At 72.4% G+C, this 13,023-nt stretch carries 13 protein-coding genes; 4 read left to right on the top strand and 9 right to left on the bottom strand.

Annotated elements, in window-relative coordinates; genetic code table 11:
* The first annotated feature begins 63 nt into the window (after positions 1-63).
* Entirely contained in the window at positions 64-1,035 is a 972-nt protein-coding gene (locus tag IE257_RS07600; RefSeq protein WP_189965927.1) for a dihydrodipicolinate synthase family protein, read from the top strand.
* A 438-nt stretch (positions 1,036-1,473) separates the two neighbouring features.
* Positions 1,474-2,148 carry a transglycosylase SLT domain-containing protein gene (locus IE257_RS07605; protein WP_189965929.1) on the top strand — a complete coding sequence of 225 codons (675 nt, stop codon included), beginning with the start codon at positions 1,474-1,476 and terminating at the stop codon, positions 2,146-2,148.
* Positions 2,149-2,166: 18 nt separating this feature from the next.
* On the opposite strand, the gene IE257_RS07610 is transcribed toward IE257_RS07605, so the two are convergent.
* From IE257_RS07610 to IE257_RS07640, 7 genes are all read right to left on the bottom strand, one after another.
* Positions 2,167-3,072 carry a squalene/phytoene synthase family protein gene (locus IE257_RS07610; RefSeq protein ID WP_189965931.1) on the bottom strand — a complete coding sequence of 302 codons (906 nt, stop codon included), beginning with the start codon at positions 3,070-3,072 and terminating at the stop codon, positions 2,167-2,169.
* A 53-nt stretch (positions 3,073-3,125) separates the two neighbouring features.
* A complete protein-coding gene (locus IE257_RS07615; protein ID WP_209468333.1) occupies positions 3,126-4,844 on the bottom strand; it encodes a serine/threonine-protein kinase in 1,719 nt (572 codons plus the stop codon).
* Between the two features lie 27 nt (positions 4,845-4,871).
* Complete coding sequence (locus IE257_RS07620) at positions 4,872-6,500, bottom strand: peptide-N4-asparagine amidase (RefSeq protein WP_189965933.1); 1,629 nt, start codon at positions 6,498-6,500, stop codon at positions 4,872-4,874.
* A gap of 112 nt (positions 6,501-6,612) precedes the next feature.
* Positions 6,613-7,140: a ribonuclease E activity regulator RraA gene (gene rraA / locus IE257_RS07625; protein ID WP_372452956.1), complete on the bottom strand. Its 528-nt coding sequence runs from the start codon at positions 7,138-7,140 to the stop codon at positions 6,613-6,615.
* Between the two features lie 272 nt (positions 7,141-7,412).
* Positions 7,413-7,679: a GlsB/YeaQ/YmgE family stress response membrane protein gene (locus IE257_RS07630; protein ID WP_030390536.1), complete on the bottom strand. Its 267-nt coding sequence runs from the start codon at positions 7,677-7,679 to the stop codon at positions 7,413-7,415.
* Between the two features lie 100 nt (positions 7,680-7,779).
* The gene (locus IE257_RS07635; protein ID WP_189965935.1) at positions 7,780-8,682 is read right to left on the bottom strand and encodes a hypothetical protein; all 903 of its coding nucleotides are present in this window, start codon (positions 8,680-8,682) and stop codon (positions 7,780-7,782) included.
* Complete coding sequence (locus IE257_RS07640) at positions 8,679-9,527, bottom strand: phosphatase PAP2 family protein (RefSeq protein ID WP_189965937.1); 849 nt, start codon at positions 9,525-9,527, stop codon at positions 8,679-8,681. The genes IE257_RS07635 and IE257_RS07640 overlap by 4 nt, the downstream gene beginning before the upstream one ends.
* 153 nt (positions 9,528-9,680) lie before the next feature.
* Here IE257_RS07640 and IE257_RS07645 point away from each other — a divergent pair, with 153 nt between their 5' ends.
* Positions 9,681-10,313 (top strand): TetR/AcrR family transcriptional regulator, encoded by a 633-nt coding sequence (locus tag IE257_RS07645; RefSeq protein ID WP_189965940.1) that lies wholly within the window; start codon positions 9,681-9,683, stop codon positions 10,311-10,313.
* Positions 10,314-10,518: 205 nt separating this feature from the next.
* On the opposite strand, the gene IE257_RS07650 is transcribed toward IE257_RS07645, so the two are convergent.
* A complete protein-coding gene (locus tag IE257_RS07650; protein WP_189965942.1) occupies positions 10,519-11,061 on the bottom strand; it encodes a TerD family protein in 543 nt (180 codons plus the stop codon).
* A 438-nt stretch (positions 11,062-11,499) separates the two neighbouring features.
* Between IE257_RS07650 and IE257_RS07655 the strand changes: the two genes are divergently transcribed.
* On the top strand, positions 11,500-12,318 hold the full coding sequence (locus tag IE257_RS07655) for a glutamate ABC transporter substrate-binding protein (RefSeq protein WP_189965944.1): 819 nt from the start codon (positions 11,500-11,502) through the stop codon (positions 12,316-12,318).
* Between the two features lie 115 nt (positions 12,319-12,433).
* Here IE257_RS07655 and IE257_RS07660 read toward each other — a convergent pair whose 3' ends face one another.
* The gene (locus tag IE257_RS07660; RefSeq protein WP_189965946.1) at positions 12,434-13,000 is read right to left on the bottom strand and encodes a DJ-1/PfpI family protein; all 567 of its coding nucleotides are present in this window, start codon (positions 12,998-13,000) and stop codon (positions 12,434-12,436) included.
* Positions 13,001-13,023: the final 23 nt, after the last annotated feature.

Below are 13,023 nucleotides of genomic sequence, written 5' to 3' on the forward strand. Positions count from 1 at the left end.
CTTACGGTTCGGGTAAGAAACGCGAACTGGATTTGATCCTTTCCGCGGGCCAGTCTCGTCGACATGGCACAGGACACCGCAGACACCGCAGACACCGCAGACACCGCAACGACAGCAACGACAGCAACAGCCCTTCCGGCCCGACCCCTGCAGGGGATCCACGTACCGCTCGTCACGCCCTTCACCCGCGCCGGGGAGGTTGCAGCCGAGGCGCTGGAGGCGCTCGCCCACGAGGTGCTCGACGCGGGCGCCACCGGGATCGTCGCGCTGGGCACCACCGCGGAGGCGGCATGCCTCGACGAGGCGGAGCGCGACCTCGTCACCGCCGTGTGCGCCCGGGTCTGCGGAGAGCGGGGCGCGCCGCTGATCGTCGGGGCGGGGGCGAGCGGCACCCGGGCCGCCGAGGCCTCGCTGGCCCTGCTGGCCCGGTGGCCCGCGGTGCGGGCGGCGCTGGTGACGGTGCCGGCGTTCGTCCGACCCGCGGCCGCCGGTGTACTGGCGCACTTCGCGCGGCTGGCCGGTGCGAGCCCGGTCCCGCTGATCGTCTATCACGTCCCGTACCGCACCGGGCAGCCGCTGGACGCGGCCGCGCTGCGGGCGCTCGGATCGCTGCCGGGGGTCGTCGGGGTGAAGTACGCGGGCGGCGGCATCGGCGAGGACGCGGTGGCGCTGCTCGGTGACCTGCCGGCCGGATTCGAGGTGCTGGCGGGTGACGACGTGTACCTGTCGCCGCTGCTGGCGCTGGGTGCGGCGGGCGGGATCCTGGCCTCGGCACATCTGGCGACGGGCCGTTTCGCGGAGCTCGCCGGGGCATGGCGGGCGGGTGACGTGGCGAAGGCCCGGCCGCTGGGGCACGCGCTGGCCCGCATGTCGGCGGCGGCCTTCGCCGAGCCGAATCCGGCGGTGCTCAAGGGCGTCCTGCACGCGCAGGGGCGGATCCCGACCCCGGACGTCCGGCTGCCCCTGCTACCGGCCTCGGAGGGAGCCGTGAAGGCGGTGACGGCAGCGCTGGAGGGGCTGGAGGGGCCGGTGTGACCCGAGGGGTGAACCGGCCGCCGAGCGGAGGTGAGCGGGCGGCGGAGCATCAGCCCCGGACGGCCGGCAATCCGCCGGAAAGAATCCCTAATGGGCGATTCGCCGCCTACGGGCCGGTCGCCCGAATGCGGCACCCGGAGAGCGGACTTGCCCGAATTGGGCGCCCGGTCGTCGACCCGTGATATGAGCCACACCGAACACCTCAACATCATTTCCCGCAAATAGCCGGTCCCCTTTTCCGGAAAGGGAATCGGCTATTGCGCCATGCCGCCTTCAAGGTCATTTACCCGACCGAAAGCGAGATGTCGATCTATCGGTGGAATTCGGGGCTTGTTCGGGCACGGCGCGCTCGCCTACGGTCACCTCGTTCCTGGTGGTCAGGTGCCGAATCCGGCCCCCGCCCGGGATCTCCCGTCCCCCCACGTGAGGAATTCCGCCATGCCTGCAAAGGGTAAGCACCGTCGGCCGAAGCACTACCGGATCACCCGCAAGCTGGCTCTCGCCGGCACCGGTGGCGCGGCCCTCACTCTCCCGCTGATCAGCGCGACCACCGCCGGAGCGGTGGAGACCGCCGCTCCCATGACCTATTCCGTGGTCGCGGGCGACACCCTTTCGGAGATCGCGGCGCAGCATTCCCTCAGTGGCGGCTGGCAGCAGCTCTACGACGCGAACAAGACCGTCGTCGGTGACAACCCGTCGGTCATCCGCCCCGGCATCAAACTGACCATCGGCAAGCAGGCGAAGGCGGCCGCGGCGGCCAAGACCGCCGCCGTCAAGCCCGCCACGGCCTACCCGAACAATCTCGACGGGTGGATCCGAGAGTCCCTCGACGTCATGGCGAAGCACGGTATTCCCGGCTCCTACAACGGAATTCACCGCAACGTGATGCGCGAGTCCTCCGGCAACCCGCTGGCGATCAACAACTGGGACATCAACGCCCGGAACGGAATCCCGTCCAAGGGCCTGCTCCAGGTCATCGACCCCACCTTCCGCGCCTACCACGTACCCGGCACCGCGCAGGACTCCTACGACCCGGTCGCCAACATCACCGCCGCCTGCAATTACGCAGCCGCGCGCTACGGCTCGATCGACAACGTCAACGGGCCCTACTAGGAAACTCCCTGCACCGGTTCACACCGGGCGACGCCGGGCGGCGCGGACGAGGATCCGCAGGGGCGCCGCCAGGCCGTACCCGGTGTCCCGGCGCAGGGCGGCGACCCCCGCGCGCTCCACGGCGGTCAGCTGGTGCGCCATCAGCTCCGTCATGGTCGCGATCACGGGACGCAGCCCGGGCTCGGCGAGGTCGAGGATGCCGCGGGCGGCGTCCAGAGCCGTACGGGCACGCCGGCACTCGGCGGCGAGGAGGGCTCGTACGGCCGGGGTGTCGCGGGCCTGTTCCAGGTCGGCGCGGGTCACCGCGTGGTCGGCGAGACGGGCGCGGGGGATGCAGAGCCGGCCGTCCGCGAGGTCACCGCAGAGGTCTGCGAGGAAGTCCACGCGCTGGGCGGCGTCGACGAAGCGCCGCCAGCCCGCCGCTTGTTCGGGGTCGGGGCCGCCCCGGTACTGGAGCCCGGTGAAGACCAGCACCCCCGGCCACGCGTACGCGTCGAGGTAGGCCTGGAAGTCCTCCTCCGCCTCGAAGCCGTCGAATCCGGCCTCGGCGGTGGCGGCACCCGCCAGGAAGCGGGAGACCCAGTGCGGCGGCAGGCCGCGGGATTCCACCGCGTGCGCGTAGGCCCGCAGCAGCGGGTCGGGACTGTCCCCGGACTTCAGGGCCGCCTCCACCCGCTCGGACAACGCGGCGAGACCGGCGGCCCGTTGCGCCGCGGTACCGGTCTCGGCGACGTCGTCGACCAGGTTCATGAAGGCGAGACCGGCGGCGAGGCAGGGCACCAGCGGCGGCGAGGCGAGCATCCGCAGCGCCAGGTACGGGGCCGGCTCGCGGCGGAGCACCCGGCGGGCGGCGTACGTGTAGTCGTCCCGCAGGCGGGATCCGGACACACCGGCCGCCGTGAGGGTGGTGCGCCAGCTGGGCATGGTGGTCGTGCTCCCTGACCTGTCGGACCGTACGTGCGTACGGGTACAGGATGTCAGGAGCCGACGACCTTCTTGACCTTGCCGTCGATGCCGGCCAGCACATAGCCGCCGCGGCCGTACTCGTCGCTGAGGTAGGGGCGCATGCACGGGACCTGGTCCATCATCCACGGCTCGACGATCACATAGGTCGAGGTCGGCTTCTCGACCCCCAGCTCCTTCTTGGACTGCTCCAGCAGGCCGGGCAGCGCGTCCCAGTTGACGGTCGACATGTCGATCAGCGGCTCACCCTCCTCGACCGTGCCGTCGGGGCCGGTGCGCTTGGCCGCCCCGTCCCGGTACTGCCACGCGTCGACGGTCTCGGCGCCGGGGGCGGTGGGGATCGAGGCGAGCACGTACCCGTCGTAGACCTTGAGGTCCACGAAGGTCGTGGTCCCGGTCTTCTCCTTGAGCGCCGCGAGGGCGGTCCGGATGTTCTGCGGGGTGAGCATGCTGCCGCGGGCCGTGCCGGCCTGGGACGTGCTCGCCTTCGGTCGGGGGGTCAGGACGGGGGAACCCCCCGGGGTGGCGGCGACGGGCCGGGTGGCGCGGGCGTCGACGGCGTCGTCGTCGCCGGAGTTCCCGTCGGGCAGCGACTGGACGATCCCGACGACGGCGGCCGCGAGCACCACCGTGAGCGCGGCGCCGATCAGGGCCGGGCGCCGGCGCGGGGCGGACGCCAGCGGAACGGGCGTGGTCGTGGACCCGTACGGGGAGGAACCGGCGCCGAACGGAGGCGGGGTGGGTGATCCGTAGGGGCCGCCGTACGGGCCGAACTGCCCCGGGACGGCCGGCGCGCCGCCGACCGGCGTGACGGCGGCGAGCGGTGCCGGGACGATCGGCGGTGCCGGGACGACCGGTGCTGCGCCCGCGCCGTAGCCGGACCCGAGAGCGGCGCTCGCGTCCCGGAGCAGCTGTTCCAGCTGCGCCCCGTCGGGCCGCGCCGCCGGGTCCCGTACGAGCAGCCGTTCCAGTACGGGCGCCAGCGGGCCGGAGCGCACGGGCGCCGGGATCGGCTCGTCGAGCACGGCGACGACGGTGGCCAGGCTGGTGGCCCGGCGCAGCGGGTGAACCCCCTCGGCGGCCACGTAGAGCAGCATGCCCAGCGACCACAGGTCGGAGGCGGCCAGTCCCTCCTCCCCGCGGACGCGTTCGGGCGCGATGTATTCGGGCGAGCCGATCAGCACCCCGGTCGAGGTGAGCCCGGTGGATCCGTGCAGGGCCGCGATGCCGAAGTCGGTGAGCACCGCCGACCCGCTGGGGCGCAGCAGCACGTTGGCCGGCTTCACATCGCGGTGGAGCACCCCTTCGGCGTGCGCGGCGCGCAGCGCGGAGAGCACGTCGAGGCCGAGCCGCAGCACGTCCGCGGGCGGCATCGGACCGGATGCCAGCCGGTCGTGCAGCGAGCCGCCCTGGACCAGCTCCATGACGATCCACGGGTGCCCGTCCCCGCCGTCGGGCGGTTCGACGATGTGGTGGATCGTCACCACGTGCGGGTGGGCGAGGCGGGCGAGGGCGCGGGCCTCACGGACGGCCCGTTCGCGCAGCTGGTCGGCGAGACCGGGCTGGGCGGCGGCGGTCGCCGGGTCCGGCGGGCGCACCTCCTTGAGTGCGACCTCGCGGTGCAGGGCGATGTCGCGGGCGCGCCACACCGTACCCATGCCCCCGCTGCCCAGGGGTGCGACCAGCTCGAAACGGCCGTCGATCAGCTGTCTGCCGGCCTCACTCGTATCCATGGCCGCTCATCGTAGGGGGCGGCGGACTCAGCAGCGTCGGCGGTCCACCGTCAGGGTGCCCTGGACGGTGGCCACCGTACGGTCGTAACACCCGCCCAGCACTGTGGACCCGTACAACCGGTAGCGGGCGGAGGTGGTGGCGACCGCGTGCCGCTGGTCGCGCGGGACGTTGGCGGTGTAGGTGGCGTCGCCGGTGTACCGGTCGTCGAGCCGGACGCTGTCGACGGTGCGCCCGCCGCGCACGGTGACGGTGTCCGCCCGGTCCCCGAGCGCGAGGACGGTCCGCAGCCGGTCGCCCTCCCCGAGGGTCGTCTCGCCGTCCATCGTGTAGGTGCGGTCGGTCCGGGTGGTGGTCGGCCCGTGCGTCACACTCTCCTCGTCGGTCCAGGTGGCGGTGAGCCCGTCCTGGTTCTCGCCGTCGGTCCAGCGGTGGACGGAGGTGCTCCGCACGCTGCGGGTGACGGTGGTGGCCACCCGGCCGCGGGAGGTGTTCAGGTGTCCGGCGACGGTCAGCCGGTGCCCGCCCTCGGTGTCCAGGCGGTGCTGTGCGCCGGGGGGCGCGGGCGTCCAGCGGGAGTGGCCGCTCGGATCGCTCTCCTCGTGCCGGGTCAGGGCGCCGGTGACGACCTCCCGGGCCTCGTCCTGCCAGAGCAGCAGATTGGTGGGGGTGCTCCAGCCGCTCTGTCCGGCTGGCACCCCGGCGACCGATACCTCGATCCGGTGCGGGCGGCCGTCGTTGAGGAGGGCGGCGTAGGGGGTGAGGTCGTAGCGGATCGGCTGGACGTCGAAGGCGCGCGGGCCCGGGGTGACGTACCAGAGGAAGGGGTTGGACCAGCCGCCGGTCCAGACCGTGGGGAAGGGCGCGGCGATGCCGGCGAGTTGTCCGTCGACCGAGACGCGGACCTCGCGGTGCGGGCCGTCGGTGGCCTTGCAGGAGTACGGGGCCGCGTCGGGCGTGGTCATGTACCAGTACTCCTCGCAGCCGCCGCCCGAGCCGGTGGCGTAGACCTCGGCGAGGAGGCGCTCCGTGTTGCGCGGGGTGGTGACGGCCGGGGAGGTGAGGGGCAGGACGCGGTCGGGGGTGTCGGGGGCCCGGGTGCCGCCGTCGGCGGCGTAGAAGGTCAGGGTCACCTTGACGTCGATGACGCCGGTGTAGGTGTCGTCGACGACGTTGCCGATGAGCATCTCGACGGGCTGCGGGCGGGCGAGGGTGTCGCGGTATCGGGTGACGTCCTTCTCGACGGACCAGGTGATGCCGTCGGGCGAGGGCTGCGGGGTGGAGGTGCGCAGGATCTCCACCCCGCCGAGGGAGAGGTGGCCGAGGCGGTCGTACTGGCGGCCCTTGACCTTGCCCTCGAGGCGGAGGACCACCTTGGCCCAGGCGTCGGCGCCGCAGCCGGTGGGCGGTGCGTAGTTGCCCCGGTAGGGGGTGAAGTCACTGAACCGGGCTTCCGCGAGGGTCACTTGGCAGGACCGGGTCGCGGGCCGGGTGACGGGCGGGGTCGCGGTGAGGGGATCGTGCCAGTCGGTCCCGAACTCCGCGGGCGGTGGGTCGGCGGGCTGGGTCCCGGCGGGCGCGGGCGCCGCGGCGGCCAGGGTGGCGGCGGTCAGCGCGATGGCGCCGAGCAGACCGGTGATCCGGTGTCGTCGTCTCATGGACCCGCAGTGAAACCCGGCCCGCGACGGCCGTGCCAGGGCCGGGACTTCGGCCCTGGCCGGTTCTGGTCCGCCCGGGCCGGCCGGCAGCGGGGCAAGTCAACCGGGTGCGTCAGCGGGGCAGGACGACCACGCCGTCGTCGTCCGCGTGGACGGTGTCGCCCGTGCGGAAGGTGATGTCGCCGATGGTGACGGGCTCGTCGACCGCGCCCTCGCCGGTCTTGCCGCTCTTGCGGGGGACCGTGCCGAGCGCCTTGATGCCGAGGTCGAGGCCGCCGAGGGCGACGCTGTCGCGGACCGAACCGTTGATGATCAGTCCGGCCCAGCCGTGGGCCTCGGCCGCACCCGCGATGAGGTCGCCGACGAGGGCGGTGCGCGGCGAGCCGCCGCCGTCCACGACGAGGACCGCACCCTCGCCCGGCGTGTGCACGAGGGGGCGCAGCAGCGCATTGTCCTCGAGGCAGCGGACGGTCCGTACGGGGCCCGCGAAGAGCCGACGGCCGCCGAACCGGCGGAACCCGGTGGTGCAGATGGCGAGGGACTCGCCGTACTCGTCGTACAGGTCGGCTGTGGGGACGGGGGTGACGCTCATCGGGTACCGGTTTCCTCGCTGCTCGTACTCGAACTGGGGCTCGTCCATCGCGGTGGTGCGGCCGGCGTAATCGGCGGGTCGTTCGGAGCCCCCGGACGGCCGACCGGGAGCGCGACCGGACCCGCGCGCAGGTAGCGACCAGGGCGGCCGGCAGCGGGAGGCGGCGGTCGGTGGACATCGGCCGGAACCCGTCCCGGTGGTCGGCCCGGGCGCGCCGTCGGGCACGATCGGGACACTACGGCCGGGCGGGAGACGTACAAGGTACCGGCGGCGGGACGGGCCGGCCGGGCGGGACGGGCGCCGACCCGCCGGGGAGCGGGTCAGTCGCGGGAGTTGCCGAACAGGATGCGGTAGCCGATCAGCAGGACCAGCGAGCCCGCGATGGCGGAGCCCCAGGTGGCGAGGTCGAAGAACTCGGTCTGGATCGGCTTGTCCAGGACCTTCGCCGAGAGCCAGCCACCGATGAAGGCTCCGGCGACACCGATGAGGGTGGTGCCGATCAGGCCACCGGGGTCCCGGCCGGGCAGCAGGACCTTGGCGATGCCTCCGGCCAGCAGCCCCAGGATGATCCAGCTGACGATCCCCATGTCCAGTCACTCCGCTTCGGTCGGCCGGTCTTCCGGTCGTTCAGTCGTTCGGACGTTCTCCTCGGAGGACGCGACCGGGGCCGAATCGGTTCTCCGCGGCTCAGACCGCCACGCGGCCGACCGGTACGGGGAGCTCGGCACCCGCGACGGAACCCGCGGCGGTGCCGACGCCCGGACCCGCCGCGGCGGAGGGCGTCCGGGTGAGCAGCATGACTCCGCGCGCGGCGAGCAGGGCTCCGGTGGCCGCCAGCAGCAGCCCTGCCGGTCCGCCCTGGAGCCGTTCGCCGAGCAGGACCATGCCGATGGCGGCGGCGGCCAGCGGGTTGGCCAGGTTCACCACGGCGAGCGGGGCGCCGAGTCCGCCGCGGTAGGCCCGCTGCGACAGCAGCATCCCGCCGACCGCGAACACCATGACGAGCAGGGCCACGGAGACGACGCGGACGCTGAGCAGGGCTCCGCCGCGCCCGGCCGCCACGGCCACGGTCTGGGTCAGGGCGGAGGCGGCCGCGGAGGCCAGGCCGGACGCGGTGGCGTGGCGCAGCCCCGAGCGAGGGTCCTTGACCGCGGTCAGCATCATGATCACGGCGATGGTCGCGCCGGAGACGGCCAGCGCCTCGACCAGCGTGAGGGTGTCGTCGGGGGCCGGCCCGGAGGCCGGGAGCAGCAGCAGGCCGAGCCCGGCGACGGTGGCCAGGGTGCCCCGCCATTCGGTGGCCGCCACCCGGCGGCCGGACCTGCGCGCGCCCAGGGGGACGGCGGCCACCAGGGTGAGCGCGCCGAGCGGCTGCACCAGGGTGAGCGGGCCGTACCGCAGGGCCGCCGCGTGGAGCAGCGCGGCGGCGGCGTTCAGGCCGGCCGACCACCACCAGGCGCCGGAGCCCAGCAGGGCCCCGGCGGTGCGTGCGACGGCGGCCCGGGCGAGGCGCTCCTGGGCGACGGCGGCGGCCGCGTAGGCCACGGCCGAGGCGACGCAGAGCCCCACGGCGAGGGTGGTGTCGTTCATTGTCCTGCTCCTACGGCCGCGTCCGCGCTCCGCGGGCGCGGCAGGCCCCGTACGGGCCCGTCGGGGTCGTTCTCCCGAGCCGCCTCGGGGTCGGGCCCTGCCTCGTCGTCCGGGGCGTCGTCGCGCGGCCTCGGGACCAGCAGCAGAGCCGCTCCGAGGAGGACGGCGGCGACGACGGCGTCAAGCCAGTAGTGGTTGGCGGTGCCGACTATCACGGTCAGGGTCAGCAGCGGGTGCAGCAGCCACAGGAGGCGCCACCGCGAGGAGGTGGCGGCGATCATGCCGAGGGCGAGCATCAGCGCCCAGCCGAAGTGCAGTGAGGGCATCGCGGCGAACTGGTTGGCCAGGGTGTCCTCGGCCGGTGCCGCCCGGTAGACGCTGGGCCCGTAGACCTGCGCCGTGTCGATGAGCTGCGTGGCGTCGAGCAGGCGCGGGGGCGCGAGCGGGAAGGCCAGGTGCAGGACGAGGGCGGCTGCGGTGAGTGCGGCGAGGACCCGGCGCGTCCACAGGTAGTGGGCGGGGCGCCGGACGTAGAGCCAGATCAGGAAGAGCGCTGTCGCGGGGAAGTGGACTCCCGCGTAGTAGGTGTTGGCGGTGGTGACGAGGGCGTCCCCGTGCAGCAGCAGCTGCTGCAGGAGGCCTTCGCCGGGCAGGTGCAGGGCGCGCTCCGCGTCCCATATTCGCTCCGCGTTGCGGAAGGCCTCTTCGGTGCGGTCGGTCGAGAGCAGCCGGCCCGCCTTGTAGACGGCGAAGAAGCCCGCGACGAGCAGCAGCTCGCGTATGAGGCGGCGGCGCGCGGCTCTCGGTCCGGCTGCCGACTCGGCAGGTGTGGTGTGGGAGCTCATCCCCCGGTCTCTCTTCCTGTTTACGCGCACAGCGACACGCCAGTGTATCGATACATTGGCGTATCGATACGCTGGTGTACCGATACGGTTGCGTTCCCGTACACTTCCGTAGTGGAACCTGCCGCCGAGGCGCCCCCGAGGAGAGCCGCATCCATGACGTCGACACCGACCCCCGCACGCCGCTCCAAGATCACCCCGGAGCGTGAGCAGGAGTTCTACGACGCCGTACTGGAGCAGCTGCGCGAGCACGGCTACGAGGCCCTGACCATGGAGGGCGTCGCCGCCCGGGCCAGCTGCAGCAAGTCCACGCTCTACCGGCAGTGGAAGACCAAGCCCCAGCTCGTCGCCGCCGCCCTGCGTGCGGGGCGGCGGGGCACTCTCGTCGCCGTGGACACCGGCTCACTGGCGGGCGATCTGCGCGAGGCGGCCCGGATCGCGGCCGGCACCTCGGGCAGGGACACCCGGCTGACGCAGGCCCTCGGGCATGCCGTGCTCAGTGACGAGGAGCTCCAGGCCGCCCTGCGCGAGGCGCTGGTCGAGCCGGAGCTGGCCGCGTTCGCCGAGATGGTCGGGCGGGCCGTGGCGCGCGGCGAGATCGCAGCGGACCATCCGGCGGTGGAGTTCCTGCCCGCCCAGCTGATGGGCGTGCTCCGGATCCGGCCGGTGCTGGAAGGGCGGTACGCCGACGCCGACTACCTGGTCCGGTTCGTCGACGCCGTCATACTCCCGTCACTGGGCCTCGCACCCTCCCACCCCGCCCGGCCCCCGGCCGGTCAGGCCCCCTGAACCGGCGGGCCGCCGTCCTGATGACCTGACGGCGACCTGCCCGCGCTGCCTCGTGGGGACGGCGGCAGCGCGCCGCCCGGACCGGGCGGCGACCACTCACCCCAGGAGTGGTCGCCGCCCGATCTGTGCGGCTCCCCCGTCCGTGCAGCGCTCCGCCCCCTGGGCCCCGATCCGCTCGACTCCCCGTCGGCCCGGGCGGTCGGCCTCAGCCGAGTGCGCCCATGGTCCGGGCGAATTCGTCCGGGTCCGCATCGGAGCCCCGCAGCCGAAGGTCGAAGGACCAGGCGCCGGACGCATCACGGGTGAACTCGGCGACCGTGGCAGCGGTCGCGGCGGCCACGGCCGCGAAGTCCCCCTCGGCAAGGTCCGTGTGGCCCTCGCGGATCCGGAACCCGGTGCCGGCGATGTCCGCGAAGGTCTTCGTACGACCCTCGGGGCCCGCGTCGGAGTTCTGGATGACCACGCCGACCACCACCCGGCTCGATTCCTGCGCCATCCGGTGCAGCTCGATGGTCATCACCTCGTCGAAGCCGAAGCCCTGCCCGGTGTGGCTGTCCCGGTTCAGTGCGATGGTGCCGTCGGGCGACCGACTGCCGAAGTGCACGGACTGGACGGGCGTCCCGTGGAGGTCCGCAGCGCCGTAGACCGCGGCGACTATGTCGAGGTCGTTCGCGGGCGCGCCGGCCGGGCTGGGATCCCATCGCAGCGCGAACTCCACCTTGGCCAGGCCCTTGCGTACACCGGTCATCGAACTCCCCCTTCACTCACGGGCATTGCCCGTCCATGATCCCACGAGCCCCCCGGCCCGCTCCGGAAGACCGCCCGTTCCCGGCCAGTCCGACCGAACTGGCCGGTTCGACGAAACCGACTCATTCGACCCAATTGACCACTCTGGGAGAAAACACCCAAACCGGGTGTAAATAGAGGAGTACCGAATTCGGGCAGGCGCGTGGTGCCGACAAAAGGTGAGGCTGCCTATTTTTCCCGCTCCGCCCCAGGTCAGCCGCAGAATGCGCCGCAGAACCGGATTGTTATCCTCAAGTTTTCCTCAAATGTAGTGACGCTGCGCCCGTCCGCTTCCTAGCTTCCTCGTACACGCGTCCCCGCGTTACCCGTATTCGCGCGGTTCCACACGCCCCCGGCGATCCCGGTGACGCGCCCCGCGTCCCTCAGGAAAGAGTGCAGCATGAAGGTTCCCCAGGCCGGCGCGGTCGCCGCAGTGATCGCAATCGCCCTGACCGCCTCCGGGTGCGTCGGTGACGAAGGGGACCAGGGGGACGGGACCCTCGCCATCGGCATCAAGTTCGACCAGCCCGGCATCGGAATGCGGGAAACCGACGGCACTTTCACCGGCTTCGACGTGGATGTCGCCACCTACGTGGCCAAGGAGCTCGGCTACAAGGCCAACAAGATCGAATTCAAGCAGGTCTACAGCAACGACCGCGAACTGCTGCTCCAGTACAACGAGGTCAAGTTCGTCGTCGCGAGCTACTCGATAAACGAGAAGCGCAAGGAGAAGGTCGATTTCGCCGGCCCCTACTTCGTCGCGCACCAGGACCTGCTGACCCGCGCCGGCGACGCGTCGATCAACAAGCCCGAGGACCTCAACTCCAAGAGCCTGTGCTCGGTCACCGGTTCCACCTCGGCCGAGAACCTCCGCAAGAACCTCGCCCCCAAGGCCGGCCTGCTGGAGCTCGGCGGCTATTCGGACTGCGTCGTCGCGCTTCAGGACAGCCGGGTCGACGCCATGACCACGGACAACGCCATCCTGGCCGGCTACGCGGCGCGCAAGGGCAACGAGGGCAAGTTCAAGCTGCTCGGCCAGAACCTGAGCAACGAGAACTACGGCATCGGTGTCAAGAAGGGCAACAAGGACCTCCAGCGCAAGATCAACGACGCGCTGAAGAAGATGGTCGCGGACGGCTCCTGGGAGACGGCCGTGAAGAAGAACTTCGGTTCGAACTACAAGTACGAGCCGGCTCCGGCGGTCGCCCCCGTCGGCTGACGGCCACCGGGGCGGTGGCGGTCTCGCGAGCGGCTTGAAACGGGCCTCCACCCCGCACGACCCGACGGCCGTGATCCCCTGACGAAGGGGGTCACGGCCGCCCGTGCGATGCCGCTCAGACCACCGGGGCCTTGCTCCGCAGCACGGTCAGGAACTCGCGCATCCAGCTCGAGTGGTCGGGCCAGGCCCTGGCCGAGACCAGCGTGCCGTCGACCACGGTCTCGGCGTCCTCGAACTCGGCCCCTGCGGCCTCCATGTCCAGTTCGAGCGCCGGGTAGGCGGTCACCCGGCGGCCGGTCAGCCCGCCGGCCGCAGCGGTGATCAGCGGGCCGTGGCAGATCTGGGCGATCGGCTTGTCGGCTTCCGCGAAGGCGGCCAGGATCCGGCGCACCTCGGGGTCGTTGCGCAGATACTCCGGCGCCCGGCCGCCCGGGACGACCAGGGCCGCGTAGTCCTCGGTGACCACGTCCACGAAGGCCAGATCGGCGGGCCAGGTGTAGCCGGGCTTCTCGGTGTAGGTGTCGAACCCCTCCTCGAAGTCGTGCACCACGAACCGCAGTTTCTTCACCTGCGGCGCCGCGATGTGGACCTCGTACCCCTCCTCGCGCAGGCGCTGGTACGGATACAGGACCTCCAGGGATTCGGCCGCGTCGCCGGTCACGATGAGGATCTTCACTGCCATGGGCTGCTCCAGATAGGGCTGGT

Origin of the sequence: Streptomyces avidinii (assembly GCF_014650695.1) — a bacterium.
Lineage (GTDB): Bacteria > Actinomycetota > Actinomycetes > Streptomycetales > Streptomycetaceae > Streptomyces > Streptomyces avidinii.